Genomic DNA, 24,505 nt, shown 5'->3' on the forward strand with positions numbered 1-24,505 from the left:
TCGCTTCATCCGTCAGGATCGCGTATTCGATGCCCTTTTTAACGCCACGATCTTGCCATTCGTCGGTTAGCTCTTTGCGGACTTGAATTGCCTGTAGACGCTGATTGATCCATTCTCTTGAGTAACCCTTTTTAAGATAAGTTTCAAGAGCGCGGTCTATGGTTAACTCCGGGTCGACGGTCTCATCTATCCGTTCACGTCCAACCGTAGCCAACCACATCTTAAAAGGTTCGGCTTTGGGAGACGGTATGGACTGGATAATCCGTAGAAGTTGCTCTGTATTGGCGACATCAGTATTATACCGCTTACCGTCTGCCGCTTTCATTTTCAGTTGCTTACAATTTGTAAGCAACTGATCTTCACCCTCTTCATTCAAGCGTTTTTTCATAACTGCCCAATAAGTGCTCGCATTACGCTGTGTAGATTGATCGGTTAAAACGGCGACCACATCGACCACCGAGAACAACCACTCCCCGTTTTCCTCGTCCCATGCGGTACGGATGCGTTTGTCTTCAAATAATTGAATATTATCTCCGCTCACTGTATCCACCCGTCTTATATACAATATGTATTATACGTCTAAACCCGCAAAAATACAAGCAACAGCGCCGATTTTGGTGTGGCTAAAGCGCTTGGGCCACATGGCTCGTAGCTCCGCAGATCTTTTCCAAAATAAAAACTGGCCATAAAATCGCTAATTTTTTTACTGCCGGTTTAAGTATGGACATTTTGGTGCGGGCGGCGGGATTTGAACCCGCACGCCTTGCGGCACAAGAACCTAAATCTTGCATGTCTGCCATTCCATCACGCCCGCATCTCCACCGCTTCGGGATTGGCCACAAGACCAATCCCGATACACTATGCTGAAAGACCCTCCCATAAAATCCCATGTTTTTTCTTCACAGTGGCTCTCCTCCTGTCGGAATAGGTGCCTCTGTCGCCTTGTCACCCTTGTCGCTTTAGTATATCACGCCGACGCAGACCCGTCAATCAGATCCGCAAAGCCCACGGGGCCGCGGGACTGCAAACAGGACCCACTATATGTCATGGTGCGCCACAACATATAGCGGGTCCTTGTGTTTTCGAAAGCCGGGCCGTGCCCTGGGCTGCGTTTAGACGAGCTCAAGGACCGCCATCTCGGCGGCGTCGCCGCGGCGGGGACCAAGGCGCGTCAGACGGGTGTAGCCGCCGTTGCGGCCGGCATAACCGGGCGCCGTCGTGTCGAAGAGCTTCTTCACGGCGTCTTCCTTTGTGATGAAAGCCAAGGCGGCGCGGCGTGTGGCGAGCGTGTTTTGCTTGCCCAAGGAGATCATCTTCTCCACCAGGGGGCCCACTTCCTTCGCCCGGGTGACCGTGGTCTCGATCCGCCCGTATTCGATCATATTCGTCACCATCGCGCGCAGCATTGCCTTGCGCTGGTCCGTGGTGCGTCCCAATTTTCTTGGCATTGTAATGCCCTCCCTCATGGGTGGTATCATCGCCGCCCGATCCCCGGGGGCGCGTCGGTTGCGCTGAGCCGGAAGACTCAAAGCTCCTCGATGGCCAGAGACAATCCCATCGCCGACAACTTGTTGATGACTTCCTCCAGCGACTTGCGGCCGAGGTTTCTTACCTTCATCATGTCCGCCTCCGTCTTGCCCACCAGGTCCTCCACGGAATTGATGCCGGCGCGCTTGAGACAGTTGAAACTGCGCACAGACAGGTCGAGCTCTTCAATCGTCATCTCCAGCACTTTGTCCCGGTGGGACTCCGCCTTCTCCACCACCGTGGAGCGGCTGCCCACATTGTCGGACAGGTCGGCAAAGAGCATCATATGGTCCGACATGATCTTGGCGCCCAAACTCACGGCATCCCGCGCCGAGATCGTACCGTCTGTCCAGACCTCCAGCGTAAGCATGTCAAAATCCGTCATGTGACCCACGCGCGTGTTGCCCACCGTGTAGTTCACCTTGAGCACCGGCGTGTAGATCGAATCGATCGGAATGAGCCCGATCACCGACTGGGCCGGCTTGTTGCGTTCGGCGGACACATACCCGCGGCCCCGAGACAATGTGAGCTCCATCTCCAAGCTGGCGTCCGGTCCCAGCGTGGCAATGTGAAGTTCCGGGTTTAAAATCTCCACCTCGCCGTCGCTTTTGATGTCGCCCGCGCGCACCACGCCTTCCCCGTGCGCCTCGACATAGATCGTCTTTGTCCCGGGACTGTGCAGCCGCGCCGTGATGCCCTTGATATTGAGCACAATCTCGGTCACGTCCTCCTTGACGCCCGGAATGGTAGAAAACTCGTGTTGTACGCCGGCGATCTTCACCGTGGTCACCGCCGTACCGGGCAGAGACGAGAGCAAAATGCGCCGCAGCGAATTGCCCAGCGTCGTCCCATAACCGCGCTCCAAAGGTTCCACAATGAATTTGCCGTACGACGGATCCTCTTGGTTTTCCATGCATTCAATGCGCGGCTTTTCAATTTCTATCATGAAGCATATAACCCTCCTTCAGCCAGACAACGGAGCGGCCGGACGGCCACACACAGCGATTTCGGCTCTCGCAGCCCCCACCGGCGCCTCTTACTTGGAATACAACTCGACAATGAGATGTTCTTCCACGGGAAGGTCAATGTCATCGCGCTCCGGCACGCCGGTGACCGTGGCGGTAAAGGCTTCCCTGTCAAAATCCAGCCACTTGGGCGGCACACGCGAGGCGTTGTTCTCAAGAGAGGTCTTGATCTTGTCGATGCTGCGGCTCCGAGTGCGAAGCGCCACCACATCGCCCGTCTTGATAAGGGCGGATGGGATGTTTACCTTGTGCCCGTTCACCGTAAAATGTCCGTGGCCCACGAGCTGGCGCGCCTCGGGGCGCGACATGGCAAAACCCAGCCGATACACCACGTTGTCCAGGCGGGACTCCAAAATCCGAAGCAGATTTTCGCCCGTGACGCCCTTGGCCTTGGCCGCCATGTCAAAATACTTCTCGAACTGGCTCTCCAGCACGCCGTAGTAGCGGCGCGTCTTCTGCTTCTCGCGGAGCTGGAGGCCGTATTCGGAATTCTTTTTGCGGCCCTGCCCGTGCTGTCCGGGCGGATAGGCGCGGCGCACGATGCTGCATTTATCGGAATAACAGCGGTCGCCTTTCAAAAAGAGCTTCTGCCCCTCGCGGCGGCATTGACGGCAAACCGCGTCCACATATCTTGCCATAGTCTCTCTCCTCCTGCCTTTACACGCGCCGTCTCTTGGGCGGACGGCAGCCATTGTGGGGGATCGGGGTCACGTCTTTGATCAGGCTGACCTCAAGCCCCGCGGCCTGCAGCGCGCGGATCGCCGCCTCGCGGCCCGAACCCGGCCCCTTGACGTACACCTCGACAGTCTTAAGCCCGTGCTCCATCGCCGCGCGCGCGGCGGTCTCCGCCGCCATCTGCGCCGCGTACGGCGTCGATTTGCGGGAGCCGCGGAAGTTGAGCGACCCGGACGAACACCACGAGAGGGCGTTGCCCGACAGGTCTGTGAGCGTCACCATCGTGTTGTTGAAGGAGGAGCGGATATGCGCCGCGCCTTTCTCAATGTTTTTTCTCTCACGGCGCTTGCGCGAAACCGTGCGTTTTGCCTTTGGTGCTGCCATGCCTCTTCCTCCTTACTTCTTCTTGTTGGCAATCGTGCGCTTCGGACCCTTGCGGGTGCGCGCGTTGGTCTTTGAACGCTGCCCGCGCACCGGCAAACCCCTGCGGTGACGCAGGCCCCGGTAGCTTCCGATCTCGATGAGGCGCTTGATGTCCATCGCTACGTCGCGGCGCAGGTCGCCTTCCACGTGGTATTCTTTTTCGATGATCTCGCGCAGGCGCGCGGTCTCCTCCTCGGTGAGGTTCTTGACACGGGTCTCCGGGGGCACGCCCGTCGTCTTCAAAATGCCGCTGGCCGTCTTGCGCCCGATGCCGTAGATGTGCGTGAGTCCGATATCGATCCGTTTGTCGCGGGGCAGGTCCACGCCGGCAATACGCGCCATACTTGCTGCACCTCCATAGTACCTTGTTGCCGCGAAGCGGCAACAGAAAACAAGAATTTGGGTTGTGGGTTGCAGGTGCAACCCACGTTAGTGCCTTGTTGCCGCGAAGCGGCAACAAAAAACAAGAATTGGGGCTGTGGGTTGCAGGTGCAACCCACATTAGAATGATACGATAACTAACTAGCCCTGCTTTTGTTTGTGTTTGGGGTTTTGACAGATCACCATCACGCGGCCATGCCGCTTGATGATCTTACACTTCTCACACATGGGCTTCACACTGGGTCTGACTTTCATGTCGGCTGCCTCCTTTTCTACTTGCTCCGCCAGGTGATCCGTCCGCGCGACAAGTCGTAGGGCGACATCTGCACCGTGACTTTGTCGCCGGGCAGAATGCGGATGAAATTCATGCGGAGCTTGCCCGAAATGTGGGCCAGAATCTTGTGTCCGTTTCCTATGTCCACGGAGAACATGGCGTTCGGCAACGCATCCAAAACGATCCCTTCGGCTTCGATCATGTCGTCTTTCGCCACGTGGATTCCTCCTCTTTTCCCACCGGCCTCGGAGGCCGCCGTGTTGATGTTACATATAGCGTCGGCTGTCTTTATCTCTGTCCTCTCACCCGGGCCCGGCGCCGGGATCCTCCGGGTGTGCGCTCTCGTCTTCAAAATCCGCCAGCGCGCGGCGCAGCTCGTTGTTGGTCACTTTCTCGCCCGCCCGGATCTTGCCCGCTGCGCGGGCGTCCGACGACGTCACAAAGACAACGTGCTTGCGCTTCTTCCGCTTGGGTGTTTCCACCCGCCGACGGCGCCCGTCGGCCAGAATGACGTATTCTTCGTCGATGTCCAATATAAAAAACAATCCTCCGGCGTCATGACCGCGCAGAGACCGGACTATGTCGGAGGCCTTCATGGATCACTCTTCCTCTTGCCAGGCGGTGAGCCGCTCCGGCTCCCCGCGGGTGATGAGCACGGTGTGCTCATAGTGGGCCGACAGCCGTCCGTCCCGCGTCACGACGGTCCACCCGTCGGACAGGACCCGCACGGCAAAGCCGCCTGCGTTTACCATCGGTTCGATGGCCAGCGTCATGCCGGGCAGCAACCTCGGCCCTCGGCCGGGCGGCCCGAAATTTGGCACGTCCGGGTCCTCGTGGAGCTGTGCGCCCACACCGTGGCCGGTGAAAGCCCGCACCACCGAAAACCCGTTTGCCTCCGCATGCTGCTGGACGGCGTGGGAGATATCCGACACGCGGGCGCCTTCGCGCGCCGCGGCGAGCCCTTTGTAAAAACAGGTTCGCGTCTCCCGGATGAGCTTCAGCGCCTCCTCGGACACCCGCCCCACCGGGAAAGTGGCCGCCGCGTCGCCGTGAAACCCGTCCAGATAAGCGCCCGCGTCAACGCTCACGATGTCCCCCTCCCGGAGGACGCGCGGACCGGGGATGCCGTGGATGACCTCCTCGCCCACCGACACGCAGGCAGAGGCGGGGAAACCCCGGTACTGCAGAAACGACGGCACGGCGCCGGCCTTTTGGATGGTCTCGCGCACCACGCTATCTATCTGCTCCGTTGTCACGCCGGGGGCTACCATACGGCGAGCCGCCCGCAGCGCCTGCCCCGTGACCGCGCCGGCCCGGCGCATGGCGCCTATCTCCCGCGCGGATTTGATTTGGATCACGACAGCGCCTCCAGCACTTCCAGGCAGTGCTCCGTGACCTTCTCGATGGCGTCCCGCGCCGCGACGACCCGCAGCAGGCCGCGCGATTCGTAGTGGCCTTTCAGCGGTTCCGTGTTCTCGTGGTAAGTGATGAGCCGCGCGCGCACCACCGCCGGAACATCGTCGTCGCGCTGGTAGAGCTCTCCGCCGCAGCTGTCACAGACGCCCTCGACGGCGGGGGGATTCACTTGCACATGGTAGGTGTTCCCGCACAGGCGGCAGGAGCGCCGCCCCGCCATGCGCCGTTCGATGTCTTCGTCCGGCACTTCGAGGCTGAGCACCGCCTGCACCGTCACGCCAATGCCGTCCAGCGCGACGGCCTGGGCGATCGTGCGCGGGAAACCGTCCAAAATGAAGCCCCGGGCGCAATCCGGCGCGGCGAGACGTTCCCGGACGATACCGACCATCACTTCATCCGGCACCAGCTGCCCGGCGTCGATGTAGCTCTTGGCGGCCAAACCCACCTCGGTGCCCTGGCGCATGGCCTCGCGCAGGATGTTGCCCGTGGAAACGGCGGGGATACCGAGCCGGCGGCTGAGCACTTCCGCCTGCGTGCCCTTGCCCGAACCGGGCGAACCCAGCAAAACAATGTTCATGGCAAACCCTTTCTGCCGCGCTGCAGCTTTATTCCAGGAAGCCCTTGTAGTGGCGCATGAGCATCTGGGACTCGATGGCCTTGACCGTCTCCAGCGCCACGCCGACGACGATGAGCAACGAAGTGCCGCCCAGCGCCAAATTGAGGTTTGGGAAGGCGATGCCCATGACAGCCGGCATCACGGCGATGACGCCAAGGAAGATAGCGCCGAAGAGCGTCACCTTGTAGAGCACCTTCCGGATGAAGTCGGCGGTGGGCTTGCCCTGGCGGAAACCGGGAATGGAGCCCCCGTTTTGCTTGAGGTTGTTCGACACCTCGATGGGGTTGAACTGCACGGAGGTGTAAAAATAGCTGAACGCAATGATGAGCAGAAAGTACACGACGTTGTAGAGCACCGACTGCGAACCAAACCACGAGAGTTTGTCGCCCGCGCCGAAGAAGGCCGCGATGGTGGACGGAAACGCCGTAATGGAACTGGCGAAGATGATGGGCATGACGCCCGACATATTGACCTTGAGCGGCAGATAGGTGCTCTGCCCGCCGTACATCTTGCGCCCGACCACCCGTTTGGCGTACTGCACCGGGATGCGCCGTTCAGCATTTGTGATGAAGACGACAAAGGCCACCACCGCGGCCATTCCGATGAGAATGAGCGGCACAAAGATCCACGAGAGCTGCCCCTGCGTGATCTGCAGGATGATCCGTCCGATCGCGTTCGGGCCGCGGGAGACGATGGAGGCAAACAGGATGATGGAGATGCCGTTTCCGATGCCGAACTCGGTGACCTGCTCGCCGAGCCACATGATGAAGGCCGAACCGGCCGTGAATGTCAGGATGATGATGGAGGCCGTGAAGAACGAGTGGTCGGACACCGCGTACGCGGTGCTGCCGTCGGCCATCTGGATCGGCTGGTTGCGCAGCAACATGTAGTAGGAGAAGCCCATGAGCAGCCCCAACGCCACAGTGGCATACCGGGTGATGGCGGCGATCTTCTTGCGGCCCTCCTCGCCGCCCTCTTTCTGCAGCCGCTCCAGCGCCGGGATGCCGACGGTGAGGAGCTGCATGATGATGGAGGCGTTGATGTAGGGCTGGATGGAGAGGGCAAACACCGTCGCCTGCGAGAAGCTGCCGCCCGACATCATGTCGATGAGACCCAGCATGGTGTTCGAGAGCTGCGAACTGAAGAGCTGTGAGAGCACGGTGGAGTCGATGAACGGCACCACGATGTTGGCGCCGAAGCGATAGACAAGCAGGATGAACAGCGTGAAGATCATCTTGTTGCGCAGGTCGCGGATGCGCCACGCGTTTCTCAATGTCTCAAGCATCGCCTACACCACCTCCGCCTTCCCGCCGAGCGCCTCGATACGGGCGACCGCGCTCGCCGAGAAGGCGCGCGCGCGGATGGTCAGCCGCTTTGTCAGGTCGCCCTGCCCCAGCACCTTGACGCCGTTTTCACATTTGCGGACGATGCCGCGTGCGAGCAGTTCGACTTCAGAGACGACGGCGTCGTCGTCAAAGACCTCGAAGGCCGAGAGATTCACGATGGCCGGCGGCTTTGCAAAGATATTGACAAAACCCCGCTTCGGCAGACGGCGGGCCAGCGGCATCTGTCCGCCTTCAAACCCGCGCTTGCGCGAGTACCCGGACCGTGCCTTCTGCCCCTTGTGACCGCGGCCGGAGGTCTTCCCGTTGCCGGACCCGTGGCCGCGTCCCACCCGAAAGCGCTCCTTCACGGCGCCCGGTACGGGGGACAATTCACTGAGTTTCATGGTGGTTTCCTCCCTCACGCCTCACTGGTCACCCGGATGAGGTAACCGATGTGGGCGATTTTCCCCCGTGTGGCCTCGTTGTCGGGCTGCACCGTCGCATGGCCGATGCGCCGCAGACCCAGGGAATGCGCCGTGGCGATGTGCGAATCCTTTCGTCCGGTCAGGCTTTTGACCAGGGTGATCCGCAGTTTGGCCGCCTCGTTTGCCTTGGTCGCCATAGATAAGCCCTCCCTATTTCAGAATACTGCCGGGGGAACGGCCGCGCACCCTGGCAACCTCCTCCAGACTTTTGAGGGATTTGAGCCCCTCCATGGTGGCCGTGACGACGTTCTGCGGGTTGTTGGAGCGCAGGCACTTGGTCCGCACGTCGTGGATCCCCGCCATCTCCATGACGGCGCGCACCGGACCGCCGGCGATGACGCCGGTCCCCTGCGCGGCCGGCTTGATGACGACCCGGCCGGCACCGAACTTGCCGAGCACCTCGTGCGGGATGGTCGTGCCCTTGAGATTGATCACCACAAGATTCTTCTTGGCGTCTTCGATGCCCTTCCGGATGGCGTCGGGCACTTCGGACGCCTTGCCCAGACCGAACCCCACGGTGCCGTTGCCGTCCCCGACAACCACCAGCGCGGAAAATTTGAAAATACGACCGCCCTTGACCGTCTTGGACACGCGATTCAGCGCCACCACTTTTTCGCGAAGTTCCACGGCCTGGGAATCGATCTTGGAATTTTGCGGCATACGTTTTCCCTCCCAATGGAATGGGCCGCCCTCTCCCCCGCGCCCGACGGCCGCCGGAACAGGGCCCATTTGTTGTCAATCGGTCCGTCTGTCAGCCGCCCTCACGCGGCGGCCAAACTCCGCTCAGAACTTGAGCCCGCCCTCGCGGGCGCCGTCGGCCAATTCTTTGACGCGCCCGTGGTAGAGGTACCCCCCACGGTCGAACACGACCTCGGAGACGCTCTGTTCTTTGGCGCGCGCCGCGAGCAGTTTGCCCACCTCCCGGGCCGCCGTCTTGCCGCTGCCGGACGCCTCGACCGCTTTGTCCTGAGACGAGGCGGCGGCCAAGGTCCTGTGCGCGGTGTCGTCGATGAGCTGCGCATAGATGTGATGCAGGCTGCGAAATACGTTGAGGCGCGGCCGTTGGGCGGTGCCGCTGATGACGGCGCGCACTCTCTTATGGCGCTTTTGCCGCTGCTTGTTGGTATTGGGCCTCGAGACCATGTTGGCGCACCTTCCTTATTTCTTCTTGCCGCCCGTCTTGCCTTCCTTGCGGCGGATAACTTCGGCGGCGTACTTGATGCCCTTCCCCTTGTAGGGCTCGGGCGGGCGTTTCTCGCGCACCTCCGCGGCAAACTGCCCGACTTTCTGCCGGTCGCAGCCGGAGATGACCACCCGGTTCGGAGCGGGCACTTCGATCGACACGCCGTCGATCTCCTCCACGATCACCTGGTGCGAATAACCCAGGTTCATGATGAGCTGCTTGCCTTGTTTCTGCGCGCGGTAACCCACGCCGTTGATCTCCAGATCTTTTTTGAAGCCCACGGTCACACCCGTGACCATGTTGTTGAGCAGCGCCCGGGTGAGACCGTGCAGCGCCTTGTGGCGCTTGGCCTCGGAGGGCCGCTTTACATGATAGACATTTTCCTCCCGCTCGAGGATCATCTCGGGGTGGAGGACCTGTGTCAAAACGCCCTTCGGACCCTTGACCGTCACCCGGTTGCCCGGCTCGACCGTCACATCGACGCCGGCGGGGACGACAATGGGCATTCTGCCGATACGTGACATGTTGTTTCCTCCCCCTTACCAGACAAAGGCCAGCACTTCGCCGCCCACATGTTCGGCGCGCGCTTTCCGGTCCGTCATAATGCCTTTGGATGTCGAAACGATGGCGATGCCGAGCCCGCGCAGCACGCGCGGCATCTCGTCGGCGCCGGCGTATACGCGCAGGCCAGGCTTCGAGACCCGGCGCAGGCCGGTGATGGCTTTTTCTTTGCCGCCCACATACTTGAGCGTGACGCGCAAAACGCCCTGCCCGCTGTTGGCGATGTGCTGGACATTTTTTACATAGCCCTCTTCGAGCAAAATGTCGGCGACGGAACGCTTTAAGTTGGACGCGGGGATATCGACCGTGTCGTGCCGCGCCGCATTGGCGTTGCGAATGCGGGTGAGCATGTCGGCCACGGGATCGGTGATTTGCATCTTGTTACCTCCTTTGGCGCGAGAGGTATACAGGCGGCCGGTTTTTCGGCGGACGCGCCGCCGGAACCTCTTCCCCCTGGACCCTTAAGTCGGCGGGTATTCATCAAAATCGGGCGACCCCCGGACAAGGCGCTCAGCAGACATATCGAAGCCGCCGTCACCAGCTGGCTTTTCTGACGCCGGGGATCTGACCCTTGTAGGCCAGGTTTCTGAAGCAGATGCGACAGACGCCGAAGTCGCGCAAATACGCGTGCGGCCGGCCACAGATCGAACAGCGGTTGTAGGCGCGGCTGGAGAACTTCGGCGGACGCTGCTGCTTTAAAATCATGGATTTTTTGGCCACGGTCCTTCCCTCCCCTGATGTGGGTTGCACCTGCAACCCACATCCCAAATTCTTGTTTTTTGTTGCCGCTTCGCGGCAACAAAGTACTAAACAGTGCGGGCAAACGGCGCCCCCAGCAGGGAAAGCAGCTCGCGGCCCTCTTCGTCGGTCTTGGCGGTGGTGCAGATGACAATGTCCATGCCGCGGATCTTGTCGATCTTGTCGTATTCGATCTCCGGGAATATGAGCTGTTCTTTGAGCCCCAGCGCATAGTTGCCGCGCCCGTCGAAAGCGTCCGGGCTGATGCCGCGGAAATCGCGGACGCGGGGCAGCGCCACATTGAGCAGACGGTCTAAAAATTCCCACATGCGGGAGGCGCGCAACGTCACTTTGACGCCCACCGGCATCCCCTCGCGCAGCTTAAAATTCGCCACCGATTTGCGGGCCCGCGTCACCACGGCCTTTTGGCCGGTGATCCGCGTGATGTCCGCCACCACGGCGTCCAACGCCTTGGCGTTGTCGCGGGCGTCGCCGCAGCCGACGTTCACGACGATCTTGTCGACGCGCGGGAGCTGCATGGGGCTTTTGTAGGAGAACTTCTTCATGAGCGCCGACGCGATCTCTTTGTCATATCTCTCTTTTAAACGTGCCATGATGCCATCCGCACCTCCTTCGTCAAATGGTGTCGCCGCAGTGCTTGCACACGCGATCCTTGGTGCCGTCCAGATTCAGCACGTGCGCGGCGCGGGTGGGCTTTTTGCACTTCGGGCAGACATGCATCACCTTGCAGGCGTAGAGCGGGCTCTCCTTCTTGATGATGCCGCCGGGGTCGGTCTGCCGGCGGGGTCTTGTGTGCCGCGTCACAATGTTGACGCCCTCCACAATGACTTTGCCGACCCGGGGGAGGGTGGAGAGCACTTTGCCTTGCCGCCCCTTGTCTTTCCCAGAGAGCACGACCACCGTGTCCCCCTTGCGGATATTCAGACTGTTCATATTTTTCACCTGTTTTCTGTGGCGGAGGGCTTTTCCCCCCGCGTATTCCCCGGGTTCTTCCCCCGGGCGTCGTCTTTGTCCCGCTTGGGGCTCACGCGCGGGATCAGAGTACCTCCGGCGCCAGGGACAGAATCTTCATATAGTCCTTGTCGCGCAGCTCTCTCGCCACCGGGCCAAAGATGCGCGTACCTCTCGGGTTTTTGTCATCGCGGATGATGACCGCCGCGTTGTCGTCAAACCGGACATGGGTGCCGTCGCTGCGGCGCACACCGAACGAGCTGCGCACGATGACCGCCTTGACCACCTCTCCCTTTTTTACAACGCCGCCCGGCGCCGCCTTGCGCACCGACGCGACGATGACGTCGCCCACATTGCCGTAGCGGCGGGAAGAACCGCCCAGCACGCGGATGCATTTGATCTCCTTGGCGCCGGTGTTATCGGCCACCCGGAGCCTGGTTTCCTGCTGAACCATAGAAAGTTTCCCCCTTTATCCGAACGCGCTCGGTTACCGCGCCTTTTGCACGATCTCCACAAGGCGCCAGCGTTTGTCCTTTGACAGCGGACGGGTCTCCATCACACGCACTTTGTCGCCCACGCGGCACTCGTTGCGCTCGTCGTGCGCCTTCAGCTTGTACGTGCTCTTGACGATCTTCTTGTAGAGGGGGTGGCGCACACGGTCCTGGATGGCCACCACAATGGTCTTGTCCATCTTGTCCGAGACGACCACGCCCATGCGGGTCTTACGGAAGTGGCGCTTCGCCTCTGTCTCGGCCGGCTGTGTCTCGGCGGCCTGCGGCTCGGAAACGGCCGCTTCCGCCGTCATGATCTCTTCGCTCATTTATTCACAGCCTCCTTCAATTGCTCCTCGCGCAGCTGCTCCGCGCGCAGGATGGTTTTGACGCGGGCAATGTCGCGCCGGACGTCGGCGATGCGAATGGGGTTTTCCAGTTGGTTGGTGGCGTGCTGCATCCGCAGGTTGAACAGGTCTTTTTTGAGGTCCGCCAGCTTGCGGTCCAGTTCCGCGGGGGACAGTTCGCGCAGCTCCTTCGCTTTCATCATTGCTCACCGCCTGACGCGATTTCCGTCTCGGCGCGAAGCACAAACTTGCACTTAATCGGCAGTTTGTAGGAGGCGAGACGCATGGCCTCGCGGGCCACTTCCTCGCTCACGCCGGCAATTTCAAACATGACACGACCGGGCTTTACCACCGCCACCCAGTATTCGGGGGAGCCTTTGCCGGAACCCATGCGGGTCTCGGCCGGTTTTTCGGTGACCGGTTTGTGGGGAAAAATTTTGATCCACACCTGCCCGCCGCGGCGGATATAACGGGTCATGGCGATACGGGCGGCCTCGATCTGATTGGAGGTGATCCAAGCCGGCTCCAACGCCATGAGGCCGAACTCGCCGTGGCTCACGGTGTTGCCGCGCAGGGCCTTGCCCTTCATCCGGCCGCGCTGTACGCGGCGATATTTGACACGTTTGGGTAACAACATTTAACGGGGACCTCCTTCCCTCGGGGGGGTGCCGGGGCGCGGGCCGCCACCTTGGCCACCGCTGAAGCCGCCCGGGCGCGGGCCGCCGCCTTGGCCGCCGCCAAAGCCGCCCGGGCGCGGGCCGCCCTGGCCACCGCTGAAGCCGCCGGGGCGCGCACCGCCCTGACCGCCGCCGGGACGCGGGCCGCCACCCTGGCCGCCGCTGAATCCACCGGGACGCGAACCACCGCCCTGGCCGCCGCCGAAGCCGCCGGGACGCGGACCACCCTGACCGCCGAAGCCGCCGGGACGCGGGCCGCCGCCCTGGCCGCCGCCGAAGCGCGGGCCGCCGCCCTGCCCGCCGCCGAAGCCGCCGGAACGTCCGCCGCCGCCCCAGCCGCCGGAGCGCGGGCCGCGGTCACGCCGGTCGCCGGAGCGCGGGCCGCGGTCACGCCGGTCGCGCCGGTCGTCGCGGGGGCGGGGCGCCTCGATCGTGCGGGACCCCATGCGGTTGCCCACGCTGAGCACTTCGCCCTTGTAAATCCAAACCTTCACGCCGAGACGACCGTATGTGGTCTTGGCCTCGGCGAAACCGTAGTCGATGTCGGCGCGCAGCGTCTGCAGGGGGATAGTCCCCTCGTGGTAGTGCTCGACGCGCGCGATCTCCGCGCCGCCCAAACGGCCGGACACGCAGGTCTTGATACCGCGCGCGCCGAGGCGCATGGAGCGCTGCATGGCCTGCTTCATGGCCCGGCGGAAAGAGATGCGCTTTTCGAGCTGCTGCGCAATGTTTTCCGCCACGAGTTGGGCATTCATGTCGGGGCTTCTGACCTCGACGATGTTCAGCGCCACCGGCTTTTTGATCATGCCTTCGAGCTTGGCGCGCAGTTTTTCAATGTCCTGCCCCTGACGGCCTATTACGACGCCCGGCCGGGCGCAGTGCAGGAAGACGCGCACGCGGGTGCTGTCCCGCTCGATTTCGATGCGGGGAATCCCGGCGCTCCGAAGCGTGTTTTTCAGGTATTCGCGGATTTTATAATCCTCCAGCAGCAGCGCGCCCACCTTGTCATTGGGGGCATACCAGCGGGAGTCCCATCCTTTGATGACGCCGACACGCAGACCGTGCGGATTGACTTTCTGTCCCATACCCTGCCCCCTTATTCCTTCTCGCGCACAGCCACGGTGATGTGCGACGTTCGTTTGAGAATGCGGAACGCCCGCCCCTGGGCGCGCGGACTGATGCGTTTGAGCGTGGGCCCCGGGCCGACGAGCACCTCGGACACCACGAGGCTGTCGGTGTCCATCTCGAAGTTGTTCTCGGCGTTGGCGCACGCGCTGCGCAATACCTTGAGCAGGGGCTCGGAGGCCGCCTTGGGCGTGTGTTTTAAAATGGCCTGCGCCGTCTTGGCGTCCTTACCGCGGATGAGTTCTCCGACGATCTGGACCTTGCGCGGCGAAATGCGTAGATAGCGCAGATGCGCTCTGGCTTCCATACGGCTTCCTCCTTACTTGCCCGACGTCTTGCTGCCCGCGTGACCCCGGAAGGTGCGCGTGGGGGCAAATTCGCCCAGCTTGTGGCCCACCATGTCCTCGGTGACGTACACCGGCACATGCTTGCGGCCGTCATGCACCGCGATGGTGTGCCCGACAAATTCGGGGAAAATCGTGGAGGCGCGGCTCCAGGTCTTCAGCACTTTTTTGTCCCCTTTGGCGGAGAGTTCCCGCACACGCTTTAGGAGCTCGGGCGCCACATAGGGGCCTTTCTTTACGCTTCTGCTCATGTTTTGTCCTCCCCTATCACTTGGCGCCCCGGCGCTTGACGATGAACTTGTCGGTGAGATTCTTTTTCTTGCGGGTCTTGTAGCCGAGCGTGGGCTTGCCCCACGGGGTCACCGGGCCGGCGCGGCCGATGGGGCTCTTGCCCTCGCCGCCGCCGTGCGGGTGATCGACGGGGTTCATGACGCTGCCGCGGACCGTGGGCCGCCAGCCCATGTGGCGCTTGCGGCCGGCCTTGCCGATCTGCACGTTTTCGTAGTCGATGTTGCCGACCTGGCCGATGGTGGCGCGGCAGTTCATGCGCACGTAGCGCACCTCGCCGGACGGGAGCCGAACCTGGGCCATCTTGCCCTCCTTGGCCATGAGCTGGGCCGCGGTGCCCGCGCCGCGCGCGATCTGGCCGCCCTTGCCGGGGTAGAGCTCGATGTTGTGGATAAAGGTGCCGAGCGGAATGGCGCTGATGGGCAAGCTGTTGCCCGGCTTGATGTCCGCGCCTGTCCCCGACATCACCGCGTCGCCCACCTTGAGGCCGACCGGCGCCAAGATGTAACGCCGCTCCCCGTCTTCATACGCGAGCAGGGCGATGTTGGCGGAGCGGTTGGGGTCGTACTCCAGCGCCAGCACGGAGGCCGGGATATCGACCTTGTCGCGTTTGAAGTCGATGACGCGGTATTTGCGCTTGTGCCCGCCGCCGCGGTGGCGCACGGTGATGCGCCCGTAGCTGTTGCGGCCGGCCTTCCCGCGCAGCGCCTCCGTCAGCTTCCGCTCCGGCGGCTTTTTGGTCAGGTCCTCGAAAGAGAGCACCGACATGTGCCGCCGCGAAGGGGTCGTCGGCCGGAAATATTTGATGGCCATCTGCAAAACTCCCATCCTACAAACAATTTGTCTGCCGCCCGGGCCGCCCGGCCTCTTGGGCTATGTTTCGGATAACGCCGGCGCCTTACACCATACCCTCGAAGAATTCGATGGTCTTGGAGTCCGGCCGCAGGCGGATGATCGCTTTTTTCCAGGCGGAGCGGCGGCCGATGTGGGCGCCCTGCCGCTTTTCTTTGCCCTGCATATTGATGGTATTGACGCTCAGCACCGTCACGTCGAAGATCTCCTCCACGGCTTTGCGGATTTCGATCTTGTTGGCGTCGCGCGCCACTTCAAAGACGTATTTTTTCTGGTCCACGGCCTCCATCGAGCGCTCGGTGATGATGGGGCGCAGCAAGATGTCGTACGGCGTCTTCACTGGGCGTACACCTCCTCAATGCGGGTGACGGCGGCCCTGTCGAGGATGAGCACGCCGTGGCCCAGCAGGTCGTAGACGTTGATGATCCCGGCCAGCGTGGTCTTCACGCCCGGGATGTTGCGCGCGGAGAGGATGACCGACTCGCGCGGCTCCGGGATGACGACGAGGGAACGCTTGGCCTGCACGGGCAGCGCGCGCAAAAACGCGGCGAAGGTTTTGGTCTTGACCGCGTCGAGCCGCAGATCTTCGATGATCAGGATCTCGCCGGCCGCGGCCTTGGCCGACAGCGCGCTGCGGATGGCGAGCCGGCGCACTTTTTTGTTGACGGAATAGCGGTAGCTCCTCGGCTTCGGGCCGAGCGCCACGCCGCCGTGCGTCCACTGGGGGGACCGGGTAGACCCGTGACGAGCGCGCCCCGTCCCCTTCTGGCGCCAGGGTTTGGCGCCGCCGCCCGACACCTCGGAACGGGTCAGTGTGGACTGGGTGCCCTGCCGGCGGGCGGCCAGGTGGTGCCGCACCATCTCGTGCAGCGCGGCCCGGTTCGGCTCGATGCCGAACACGCCCTCCGACAGCTCGCACTCGCCTGTCTGGGCGCCGGACATGTCATATACATTGGCCTTGGGCATAGGTCACAACTCCTCCGCCGCGCCGGGCGCGGCCCTAGTAAAGTCCCGGTCTCGCGGCGTCTGGCCGGGGGACCGGTCGCCGGGATTGCCGCCTCCGCTCGGGGGCTGTTATCCGCTCAGGGGCCGTCAAAATAATCACTTGCGCAAGTGACGGTTTGGCGCTCCCGCTCAATTCTTGACGCTGTTGCGGAGATATACGAGCCCGCGCCTGGGGCCGGGCACGGCGCCGCGCACGGCGATGAGGTTCAGTTCCGGGTCGACCTTGACGACGTCAAGGTTCAAGATGGTGACCTGCTCGGCGCCCATGTGGCCCGGCATCTTTTTGCCGGGGAAGACGCGGGACGGGCTGGAGTTCGCGCCCATGGAGCCGGCGTGCCGGTGCACCGGGCCGCCGCCGTGGGACATGGCCCCCCGCGAGGCGCCCCACCGCTTGACGGCGCCCTGGTAGCCTTTGCCCTTGCTGACGCCGGTGCAGTCGACGCGGTCGCCCTCCGCAAACATGTCCGCCCGGATAACGTCACCCACGCCGTAGCCGTCGGCGCCGGAGAGTTTGAATTCTTTCAGGTGGCGCTTCAGCGCGACGCCGGCCTTGTTCAGGTGCCCCTGCTCGGGCTTTGTCAGCTTGCGCGCCTCCACGTCTTCGAAGCCGAGCTGCAAGGCGCTGTAGCCGTCTTTTTCCCCGACCTTCTTCTGCACGACGACGCAGGGCCCGGCTTCGATGACCGTGACCGGGATGACCCGGCCGCTCTCGTCAAATATCTGTGACATCCCGACCTTGCGGCCGATGATCGCCTTGTCCATACCAGTTCCTCCTACCGACAAAACATGAACGTTTCATTGGGTGCTCCTCGCCGCCGCCAAGCGCGGGGGCATGGGAGAAAGCCCTTATTTAATTAAAGTTTGATCTCGATCTCGACGCCCGCCGGCAGTTCCAGGGCCATCAGGGACTCGACGGTCTTCTGCGAGGGTTTTAAAATGTCGACGAGCCGCTTGTGGGTGCGCCGCTCAAACTGCTCGCGGCTGTCTTTGTATTTGTGTACGGCGCGCAAGATAGTGACGATCTCCTTGTGCGTCGGCAGGGGCACGGGGCCGGAAACCCGGGCGCCGGTGCGTTTTGCCGTCTCCACAATGCGCTCGGCCGACTGGTCGACCAACTGGTGGTCGTAGGCTTTGAGCCGGATGCGGATCATTTCCTTCGCGGGTGCTGCCATGGTGGGGACCCCTCCTTTTTCGTACTGCGGCGCCGCAAGGCCCCGCGCACGGATGAGAAATACTGTACGCCCCGCCGGGTGTGTCGCGCCGCCCCTGCAAAAAAGCCGGCGTCCCCGTTCTTCCCAGGCCAGGCCGACCTTCTGGGACAAGCGGTAAAACCCCTTGCCCCGCAGTCTTTCTCAGCCGCCCGATTGTCGGACATACTCCGCGGAAGTGACCAGCCGGCAGGCTGCAATCTCCCGCTTCATCGCAAGCTGCGCCCAAACAAGCGCCCATATATCATACTCCATATGAAATTGCTTGTCAAGGTATATTTGCCGATTTTTCTGGAAATTTTCCTTCTCTTCCGCATTACTATTAAGTCGAGTGAAAACAAGAACGATATGTTAATTGTTCCAAAACAACGACAAGCGCCCGGTGTAGGTTTACACCGGGCCGGCGGTTTGGGGGCGCGGCCGCCCAAACCGGACCCATCCCACACGAAGGAAGCGCCGGCAAACCCGGTCTTCTTTCAATAATTAGGAGGTTTTTTGAAAGTATGCGGACACTCAAAAAGACCCTTGCCTTTGCCCTGGCGGCGCTGCTGAGTCTCTCTCTGCTGCCTGCAGCGGCCCTTGCAGCTGAATTTGGAGACACCGCCGGGCATTGGGCCGAGAGCGCCATCCGAACCTGGGCGGATCACGGCGTTCTCAACGGCACGAACGGCCAATTCAGGCCGAACGCGCCGATCACGAGAGCCGAGCTGGCGGCGGTAATCAACCGTGTGATTGGTTACAACGCCGCCGGTTCGAACGCTTTCTCCGACGTATCGGAGACAGATTGGTTTTATGGGGACGTGCTGAAGCTAAACACGGCCGGCGTCCTGCTCGGTTCCGGCGGCCGGGCGCGCCCCCAAGACAACCTGACCCGTGAAGAGGCGGCGGTGGTGATTGCGCGCGCGTTTGGCCTGGCAGGCAACGCCGGCGGCAATGATTTCCCCGACGCGGCCTCGGTATCCGACTGGGCGGCGGCGTCCGTGGGCGCGCTGAAGGCCCTTGGGTACCTGCACGGCGACACCGCCGGCCGTTTCCGGCCGCGGGCGAACATCACGCGGGCGGAGGTTGTGACGATTGTCGACAACTTCATAGCGGCCTACTACGCGGCGGCCGGTGAGCAGACCGGTTCCGTGACGGGCAACGCGGTGATCCGCGCCGACGGCGTGACGTTAAAGGACGCGACGATTGGAGGCGACCTTTACATCGCCGAGGGCGTCGGCGAGGGCACTGTTATTTTAGACGGCGTGACGGTATCCGGCGTCACGTACGTCCGCGGCGGCGGCCCGAACAGCGTCATCATCCGCGGCGGCACGCATCTGGGGCGCGTCGTCATTGAGAAGTCCGAAACGGGCGTCCTGCGCGTGGCTGTGGAGGGCACGGCGGCGGTACTCGAATCTCTGACGATTCTGGAGAGCGAGAGCGGCGTCGTCCTCGAAGGTCCGCTGCCCCGTCTGAGCATAGAATCGGGCAGCCACGTCACCCTGAAAAACGCGAAAACGGCCGACATTGAGATCTCCGGCAGCGACGCGGCGGTGACGGTTGAGAGCGGCACAACGGTGGATCGGATTGCCATCTCGGGCAACCGCGTCTCCGTCACGGGTCCGGGCAAGGTGACGGCGATTGCGGTGACCGCGGGCACGGGCGTGACGATCACCGTCCCGAACGCGGCCGTGACGGTCTCCGAATCCGCCGGCGCGGTAACGACCGGCAACGGCGCGACGATTGAACCCGGCAAGACCGGCACCTCGCATCCCAACTCCACCACCACCCCCAGCGGCGGCGGCACCAGCAATCCCGGCGGCGGCGGCACCACCAACGCGGCGACGCCTGTGATTGATCCTACAACCCCTGCGGATCAGAATGTGGCGCAGGGCAATCCCGTGAGTCTGACCGTCGTCGCCACCGTCTCCGACGGCGGCACGCGGTCGTACCAGTGGTACCGCAACACCACAAACAGCAACCAAGGCGGCACAAAGATTGAAGGTGCGACAGCAGACAGTTACGATACGAGGATAGCGCCCGACGCCCAGGTTCTTTCCGTTACCTACTACTATGTGATCGTGACCAACACGAACAACGGCAAGACCGCGACCGCCACCAGCCGCGCCGCAGCGGTGACCGTCACAAGCGGCAGCAATCCCGAGCCCGGAGAGTTGCCGGCACCTGTGTTTGCACTCCATCCCACAGGCAGGACGGTTTTCGTGGGTGATCCGCCTGTACAGCTATCCGTAGGCATGGCCCCTATCGATGATGAGAACATCACACAGACGCTCCAGTGGTACGAGAGCGATGAACTTGATGCTGAGGGCGATGAGATCGAAGGTGCGATAGGTTACACGTACAACGCGCCGACCAGCGTGGCTGGCGAAACGTATTACTATGTTGTTGCAACCAACACAAGGGGCAGCGAAAGCAAAACGGCAATCAGCGCGCGCGCGGCCGTAACGGTGATTGAGCCAACAGCGACGATTACAATCACCGATACCACGCCGGCAGACTCAGAAATCCTGTATGTTGGATACATTACAAGCGCCCACGTACTCAGCGTGACTGCCACATTGAGCGGGACGGGAACATTGCGCTATCAGTGGTACAAAACGGCCAGCGCAACGCCCGGTGAAAATGACACCTCTCTGCTCGGAGCCACCACCGATACGCTCCAATTATCCGAAGAAGAACTCACCGCCGGCACATACTACTACTATGTGATTGTGAGCGATGCTGCTGAAAACGCGCGGCCGGCCAGCTCCCGTGTTGCGACAGTCGTTGTCAAAAATCCGGCGATTAAAATTACACAGCAGCCTCTCGCAGTCACCGCCGTCGCGGCAGGCACTCCTACTTCATCAACCACTTTGTCTGTCACCGCCGAAGTGGTCCCCAACACCCAGCCAATCACCTATCAATGGTACAAAGCGGTCGGTGCGACACCCGACGAAAATAGCGACACTTCGGTCGGAGAGCGAGGCACTGGTCTCACCGCTTCTTATGTGCTTCCAGCCCTTACGGAGGGTGATCATTACTATTATGTCAAGCTTGACTCCCGCAACGCAGCTACTGTCACGTCCAGCGTCGCGAAAGTCACCGTGGGCGCTGGGGCTGCTAGCGCCGAGGAATTGACCAATGCACTGGCAAATAATGATAACGCTATTATCGTCATTACAGGCAATGTAAGCACAACTGACACTTTGGCAATTCCGGAAGGCAAAACACTGGTCGTTGCCAAGGACCAAATCCTAACTAATACCAATGGCCTGACGATCAACGGTGAGCTGACGGTCGCCGACGGTGCGAGTGTGAAGACACAGGGCACTTTGACCATTGCCGAAGGCAGCACGCTGACGGTCTCCGATGAGGGCACTCTGGAGATCACGGATACCACCACAACATCAGGTAAGGGCACCATCTCTCTGGCAGACGACGCCAAACTGGATGTTATTGCCGAAAAAACCTTCACCGTAGCGGCGGACACCGCCCTGGAGGTGGGTAACGTCACGCTGGCAGGCACCGCCTCAGACCAGACTGGCACGGTCACGGTGGAGGGCATTCTGACAATCTCCAATGGAAAAACCCTGACAGTCGGAGAGTCTAACAAGAAAGCCGCATTGGAGATCAAAGGCACTTTGGATATCCCCTCAAACGCTGTACTGAAGACCGACACCACCGGCACTGCCACACTGGCCAACATCGCTATTCTGAACATCGGCGCGGGCGGTTCCCTAACGATTGACGGCATACTGGATGTCAATACCGCCACCCTGCAGCTCGCCAACGACGCCACTTTGGCGGTCGAGGGCGCGTTGAACCTCAATGAAAGCATCGCTCTGTCAACCGGTACACTCTCTCTGGATAAAGGTACCGTACAAGTTACCTCGGAGAAAACGCTGACCGTTGGATCCGGCGCCGGTCTGGTTGTCACAGCGGTGGAGGGTGGCAAAGCGGCGCTGAGCGGCGCCGTCGAGCTGGAGGCAGGCGCCGGTTTCGAGGTGGAAGAAGGCGCCGAACTGACGGTCACCGGTACGCTGACGACCAGCACGGATCTGACGGTCAACGGCACGTTGAAGCTCTCAGGCAGTAACACGCTGGATGTCAAAACAGACCTCACTCTGGGCGGCAAAGGCACGATTGACTTGGGTGAGAGCGGCAGTCTATCCTTTACCGATGCGCCATCCAAGACGCTGACAATTGGCGAAGACGCCACCCTAAAAGGATTGAAGACTTTCCCAGCAGGCGAAACCTTGATGGTTAACGGCACATTGGAGACCAAGGGTACTCTGACGGTTGACAGCACCGCATCGCTCAGAATTCCCGGTACGTTGGACGTTGCCGAAGCGACCACGCTGACAGGCAATGTTACGTTGCAAGGCGACGCTGCTGTTTTGGACCTCACGGCCAATCTGACCGTTTCGAAGAGCAGCGCCAGCACACTGACACTCCCGGCATCTCTCACGCTGAAAGGTTCCGGAACCCTGGCGCTAAGCAGCGAGAACGATCAGGCAAGCACAATCACTCTGCCGGCATCCGCTACCCTGACAATCTCGGAAGAGGCAACGCCGACAGTCAAAGACCTCACATTCACAGCCCTGACGGTTGCGGGCGAAGGTACCCTGACGATCGACGATGAGCTCACGCTGGGCAATGATAGCAAGTCCCTGACGGTGTCGGGCCATCTGGCGGCTAAGAGTATAACAGTCTCGGAAGATGCGTCGACTTCAGCCCTGACGGTCACAGGTTCCTTAGAAACCCCGGCGTTGACACTGAACGGAGACGCTGCCATCGCTGGCTCACTGACGCTGGTCACCCAGTCGTCCGATATCACTTTGACGATTGCCGCAGACAAGACCTTGACAATCGACGGTGAGGACGCCGTCTTAGTGATCGACAACAACGTTACACTAGACGGCAACGGTACGTTAAAAGCGACAGACGGAGGCGTCATCACACTGGCAAATGGCATTACCCTAGCGATCGAGGAGTCTGCGGAACCGACGATCGAAGCCGACCTGACCGTCGACGACCTGACAATTGACGGCAGCGGCTCGTTAACGGTTACAGGCGAGCTCACCGTAACGGCAGGCCACAAGCTGACAATCGCAGCGGGTGTAACGCTGATTGTCAACGGGGCCATCACCCCGGAAACTGAGGAGGAGGATTCTGAGTCTTCTATTTTGAGCCCCTCCGCAGCACCTGAGACATCCGCAATTGTCGAGGTTGCGACTGATGGCGCGCTGATCGTCGAAACACTTGTCGTAGCGGCAACAGAGAGCCTGGTTGTCAATACGGGCGCCTCCCTGACAATCACAGAGGCTTTGACAATCGGCAGCGAACTTACAATCGACGGAGACCTGATATTCGAAGACCAGACTACACTGACTGTCAACGACACTCTGACAATCGACGGTGAGGGCGAGAGCTACGACGGCGCCGTCCTGACCGTCAAGGGCGCTCTGACCGTCGACGGCAGCAGCTCCTTAGTATTTCTTGCGAACTCTACGTTGGCTGTCATCGGCACTCTGACAATCTCTGAAGACGCCACTCTGGATCTCTCCGCAGAGCATGTAGTCCTAAAGATCACTGTGGAGGATGAAGGTAAGAGTGATGACACCTCGAATGCCCTGTCGACTTCAGCGTCTCCGGACGATGCCGGCACGATTTATGTCGACGGCACCCTCCTCCTATTCGCCGGTTCGTATGCCATGAAAGACTTCTTCCCTCTGGCAGTCTCTTCTTCTGACGAACCAGCGACAGCAGAAGGCGTCATCATTGTGCTGAGTTCCACCGCCAAGTTGCTGGTGGTGGTCGAGCCTGTGGATCCTGAGGGAGAAGACATTGTAGCGCCTACTGCGGCCCCGACGTCCGTCGCATTGGTCGGCCCGTACGATGAGGAAAATTTTCCGTCTTTTATTACGCTGGCAACAGACGCTACCCTGACGATCATGACATCAAAGGCCACCTTTACACTGCACGGCAGCGCGACAATCAATCAGAACTGCACTCTGCTTTATCCTATGACGATTGAAGTAGGCGCGTCGCTCGTAGGCAAAACAGTTGAGCTCGTATTGAGAATCGGCGAGGATGCTAGCATCACTGACGCGAATGAGGGTCCGTTGGATGGTGCTGTCTCTGGCGATATTTTTACTTGGAACGGCAGCGCCTGGATAGAGTCTCCTAGCGAGGAACCACGTTAACCTTCTCCAAAACAGCATATACATCAAACAGGAGGGACCCTTTTGGGGGGTCCCTCCTGTTTGATGCGCGGACGTTGAAAACAGGCATGGTGTTTGCCGTGATTCTCCGCGGGTAATGGAGCAAAAGAGGAGCGGAGGATGCTCGGTGTGAAACGCCAACAGGAGTCGGAGGATTCCTCGAAGCTAGGGATACATGGTTCAGATGTGGCATCTGTTCGGCGGCGTTCCCATGGTTCCCCCTCCGCCGTGTTGGGATAAGATAAACTCAACCACACCTGCACTGAAGTGCAGGGGATGGTAAACGACTGAAAGTCGTATTTTCAGGCTAAAGCCAGTTGAAATATCGCACTGTAAGGCTTTTTATGCTGAAGCATTATTCCGT

32 protein-coding genes, 1 tRNA gene and 2 pseudogenes are annotated in these 24,505 nt (G+C 61.1%); 1 reads left to right on the forward strand and 34 read right to left on the reverse strand.

What is annotated here, in order from left to right:
- Positions 1 to 4 precede the first annotated feature (4 nt).
- From LBK75_07350 to rpsJ, 34 genes and pseudogenes are all read right to left on the reverse strand, one after another.
- A pseudogene (locus LBK75_07350) lies at positions 5 to 541 on the reverse strand (Bro-N domain-containing protein).
- Positions 542 to 730: 189 nt separating this feature from the next.
- A tRNA-Leu gene (locus tag LBK75_07355) sits at positions 731 to 814 on the reverse strand.
- Positions 815 to 1,112: 298 nt separating this feature from the next.
- Complete coding sequence (gene rplQ, locus LBK75_07360; GenBank protein ID MDR1158108.1) at positions 1,113 to 1,448, reverse strand: 50S ribosomal protein L17; 336 nt, start codon at positions 1,446 to 1,448, stop codon at positions 1,113 to 1,115.
- A gap of 77 nt (positions 1,449 to 1,525) precedes the next feature.
- Positions 1,526 to 2,473, reverse strand: a complete 948-nt coding sequence (locus LBK75_07365; GenBank protein MDR1158109.1) for a DNA-directed RNA polymerase subunit alpha — start codon at positions 2,471 to 2,473, stop codon at positions 1,526 to 1,528.
- Between the two features lie 90 nt (positions 2,474 to 2,563).
- Entirely contained in the window at positions 2,564 to 3,190 is a 627-nt protein-coding gene (gene rpsD / locus LBK75_07370; GenBank protein ID MDR1158110.1) for a 30S ribosomal protein S4, read from the reverse strand.
- A gap of 19 nt (positions 3,191 to 3,209) precedes the next feature.
- Complete coding sequence (gene rpsK / locus LBK75_07375; protein MDR1158111.1) at positions 3,210 to 3,611, reverse strand: 30S ribosomal protein S11; 402 nt, start codon at positions 3,609 to 3,611, stop codon at positions 3,210 to 3,212.
- A gap of 12 nt (positions 3,612 to 3,623) precedes the next feature.
- A complete protein-coding gene (gene rpsM, locus LBK75_07380; GenBank protein ID MDR1158112.1) occupies positions 3,624 to 3,992 on the reverse strand; it encodes a 30S ribosomal protein S13 in 369 nt (122 codons plus the stop codon).
- A gap of 180 nt (positions 3,993 to 4,172) precedes the next feature.
- Entirely contained in the window at positions 4,173 to 4,286 is a 114-nt protein-coding gene (gene rpmJ, locus LBK75_07385; GenBank protein MDR1158113.1) for a 50S ribosomal protein L36, read from the reverse strand.
- Between the two features lie 17 nt (positions 4,287 to 4,303).
- Complete coding sequence (infA, locus tag LBK75_07390; GenBank protein ID MDR1158114.1) at positions 4,304 to 4,522, reverse strand: translation initiation factor IF-1; 219 nt, start codon at positions 4,520 to 4,522, stop codon at positions 4,304 to 4,306.
- An 85-nt stretch (positions 4,523 to 4,607) separates the two neighbouring features.
- Positions 4,608 to 4,901 (reverse strand): KOW domain-containing RNA-binding protein, encoded by a 294-nt coding sequence (locus LBK75_07395; GenBank protein ID MDR1158115.1) that lies wholly within the window; start codon positions 4,899 to 4,901, stop codon positions 4,608 to 4,610.
- A gap of 3 nt (positions 4,902 to 4,904) precedes the next feature.
- Positions 4,905 to 5,663: a type I methionyl aminopeptidase gene (gene map, locus LBK75_07400; protein ID MDR1158116.1), complete on the reverse strand. Its 759-nt coding sequence runs from the start codon at positions 5,661 to 5,663 to the stop codon at positions 4,905 to 4,907.
- Positions 5,660 to 6,298 (reverse strand): adenylate kinase, encoded by a 639-nt coding sequence (locus tag LBK75_07405; GenBank protein ID MDR1158117.1) that lies wholly within the window; start codon positions 6,296 to 6,298, stop codon positions 5,660 to 5,662. Before LBK75_07405 ends, map begins: the two co-directional genes overlap by 4 nt.
- 28 nt (positions 6,299 to 6,326) lie before the next feature.
- Complete coding sequence (secY, locus tag LBK75_07410) at positions 6,327 to 7,622, reverse strand: preprotein translocase subunit SecY (protein ID MDR1158118.1); 1,296 nt, start codon at positions 7,620 to 7,622, stop codon at positions 6,327 to 6,329.
- Positions 7,623 to 7,625: 3 nt separating this feature from the next.
- Positions 7,626 to 8,066: a 50S ribosomal protein L15 gene (gene rplO / locus LBK75_07415; GenBank protein MDR1158119.1), complete on the reverse strand. Its 441-nt coding sequence runs from the start codon at positions 8,064 to 8,066 to the stop codon at positions 7,626 to 7,628.
- 14 nt (positions 8,067 to 8,080) lie between these two features.
- Positions 8,081 to 8,284 (reverse strand): 50S ribosomal protein L30, encoded by a 204-nt coding sequence (rpmD, locus tag LBK75_07420; protein ID MDR1158120.1) that lies wholly within the window; start codon positions 8,282 to 8,284, stop codon positions 8,081 to 8,083.
- 13 nt (positions 8,285 to 8,297) lie between these two features.
- Positions 8,298 to 8,807 carry a 30S ribosomal protein S5 gene (gene rpsE, locus LBK75_07425; protein MDR1158121.1) on the reverse strand — a complete coding sequence of 170 codons (510 nt, stop codon included), beginning with the start codon at positions 8,805 to 8,807 and terminating at the stop codon, positions 8,298 to 8,300.
- A gap of 123 nt (positions 8,808 to 8,930) precedes the next feature.
- Positions 8,931 to 9,290, reverse strand: a complete 360-nt coding sequence (rplR, locus tag LBK75_07430; protein ID MDR1158122.1) for a 50S ribosomal protein L18 — start codon at positions 9,288 to 9,290, stop codon at positions 8,931 to 8,933.
- Positions 9,291 to 9,305: 15 nt separating this feature from the next.
- Complete coding sequence (gene rplF / locus LBK75_07435; protein ID MDR1158123.1) at positions 9,306 to 9,854, reverse strand: 50S ribosomal protein L6; 549 nt, start codon at positions 9,852 to 9,854, stop codon at positions 9,306 to 9,308.
- A 15-nt stretch (positions 9,855 to 9,869) separates the two neighbouring features.
- Positions 9,870 to 10,268, reverse strand: coding sequence for a 30S ribosomal protein S8 (gene rpsH, locus LBK75_07440; GenBank protein MDR1158124.1), 399 nt, complete (start codon positions 10,266 to 10,268; stop codon positions 9,870 to 9,872).
- 157 nt (positions 10,269 to 10,425) lie between these two features.
- Positions 10,426 to 10,611: a type Z 30S ribosomal protein S14 gene (locus LBK75_07445; protein ID MDR1158125.1), complete on the reverse strand. Its 186-nt coding sequence runs from the start codon at positions 10,609 to 10,611 to the stop codon at positions 10,426 to 10,428.
- 86 nt (positions 10,612 to 10,697) lie between these two features.
- Positions 10,698 to 11,243: a 50S ribosomal protein L5 gene (gene rplE, locus LBK75_07450; protein MDR1158126.1), complete on the reverse strand. Its 546-nt coding sequence runs from the start codon at positions 11,241 to 11,243 to the stop codon at positions 10,698 to 10,700.
- 22 nt (positions 11,244 to 11,265) lie between these two features.
- Positions 11,266 to 11,583, reverse strand: coding sequence for a 50S ribosomal protein L24 (rplX, locus tag LBK75_07455; GenBank protein MDR1158127.1), 318 nt, complete (start codon positions 11,581 to 11,583; stop codon positions 11,266 to 11,268).
- 103 nt (positions 11,584 to 11,686) lie between these two features.
- Positions 11,687 to 12,055, reverse strand: a complete 369-nt coding sequence (rplN, locus tag LBK75_07460) for a 50S ribosomal protein L14 (GenBank protein ID MDR1158128.1) — start codon at positions 12,053 to 12,055, stop codon at positions 11,687 to 11,689.
- Positions 12,056 to 12,088: 33 nt separating this feature from the next.
- On the reverse strand, positions 12,089 to 12,316 hold the full coding sequence (gene rpsQ / locus LBK75_07465) for a 30S ribosomal protein S17 (GenBank protein ID MDR1158129.1): 228 nt from the start codon (positions 12,314 to 12,316) through the stop codon (positions 12,089 to 12,091).
- A 101-nt stretch (positions 12,317 to 12,417) separates the two neighbouring features.
- Positions 12,418 to 12,639, reverse strand: coding sequence for a 50S ribosomal protein L29 (gene rpmC, locus LBK75_07470; GenBank protein MDR1158130.1), 222 nt, complete (start codon positions 12,637 to 12,639; stop codon positions 12,418 to 12,420).
- Positions 12,639 to 13,076, reverse strand: a complete 438-nt coding sequence (rplP, locus tag LBK75_07475; GenBank protein MDR1158131.1) for a 50S ribosomal protein L16 — start codon at positions 13,074 to 13,076, stop codon at positions 12,639 to 12,641. Before rplP ends, rpmC begins: the two co-directional genes overlap by 1 nt.
- A gap of 501 nt (positions 13,077 to 13,577) precedes the next feature.
- Positions 13,578 to 14,201, reverse strand: a pseudogene (rpsC, locus tag LBK75_07480) (30S ribosomal protein S3).
- A gap of 11 nt (positions 14,202 to 14,212) precedes the next feature.
- A complete protein-coding gene (gene rplV, locus LBK75_07485; GenBank protein ID MDR1158132.1) occupies positions 14,213 to 14,548 on the reverse strand; it encodes a 50S ribosomal protein L22 in 336 nt (111 codons plus the stop codon).
- A 12-nt stretch (positions 14,549 to 14,560) separates the two neighbouring features.
- A complete protein-coding gene (gene rpsS, locus LBK75_07490) occupies positions 14,561 to 14,836 on the reverse strand; it encodes a 30S ribosomal protein S19 (protein ID MDR1158133.1) in 276 nt (91 codons plus the stop codon).
- Between the two features lie 16 nt (positions 14,837 to 14,852).
- Positions 14,853 to 15,686, reverse strand: coding sequence for a 50S ribosomal protein L2 (gene rplB, locus LBK75_07495; GenBank protein MDR1158134.1), 834 nt, complete (start codon positions 15,684 to 15,686; stop codon positions 14,853 to 14,855).
- Between the two features lie 85 nt (positions 15,687 to 15,771).
- Positions 15,772 to 16,065, reverse strand: a complete 294-nt coding sequence (gene rplW / locus LBK75_07500) for a 50S ribosomal protein L23 (GenBank protein MDR1158135.1) — start codon at positions 16,063 to 16,065, stop codon at positions 15,772 to 15,774.
- The gene (rplD, locus tag LBK75_07505) at positions 16,062 to 16,691 is read right to left on the reverse strand and encodes a 50S ribosomal protein L4 (GenBank protein ID MDR1158136.1); all 630 of its coding nucleotides are present in this window, start codon (positions 16,689 to 16,691) and stop codon (positions 16,062 to 16,064) included. The genes rplW and rplD overlap by 4 nt, the downstream gene beginning before the upstream one ends.
- A gap of 168 nt (positions 16,692 to 16,859) precedes the next feature.
- Positions 16,860 to 17,492 carry a 50S ribosomal protein L3 gene (rplC, locus tag LBK75_07510; protein MDR1158137.1) on the reverse strand — a complete coding sequence of 211 codons (633 nt, stop codon included), beginning with the start codon at positions 17,490 to 17,492 and terminating at the stop codon, positions 16,860 to 16,862.
- Between the two features lie 92 nt (positions 17,493 to 17,584).
- Positions 17,585 to 17,902, reverse strand: a complete 318-nt coding sequence (gene rpsJ / locus LBK75_07515; GenBank protein ID MDR1158138.1) for a 30S ribosomal protein S10 — start codon at positions 17,900 to 17,902, stop codon at positions 17,585 to 17,587.
- Between the two features lie 539 nt (positions 17,903 to 18,441).
- On the opposite strand from rpsJ, the gene LBK75_07520 reads away from it, so the two are divergent.
- A complete protein-coding gene (locus LBK75_07520) occupies positions 18,442 to 24,123 on the forward strand; it encodes an S-layer homology domain-containing protein (GenBank protein ID MDR1158139.1) in 5,682 nt (1,893 codons plus the stop codon).
- Positions 24,124 to 24,505 lie beyond the last annotated feature (382 nt).

This window comes from Oscillospiraceae bacterium, from assembly GCA_031265355.1.
Lineage (GTDB): Bacteria > Bacillota > Clostridia > Oscillospirales > UBA929 > JAIRTA01.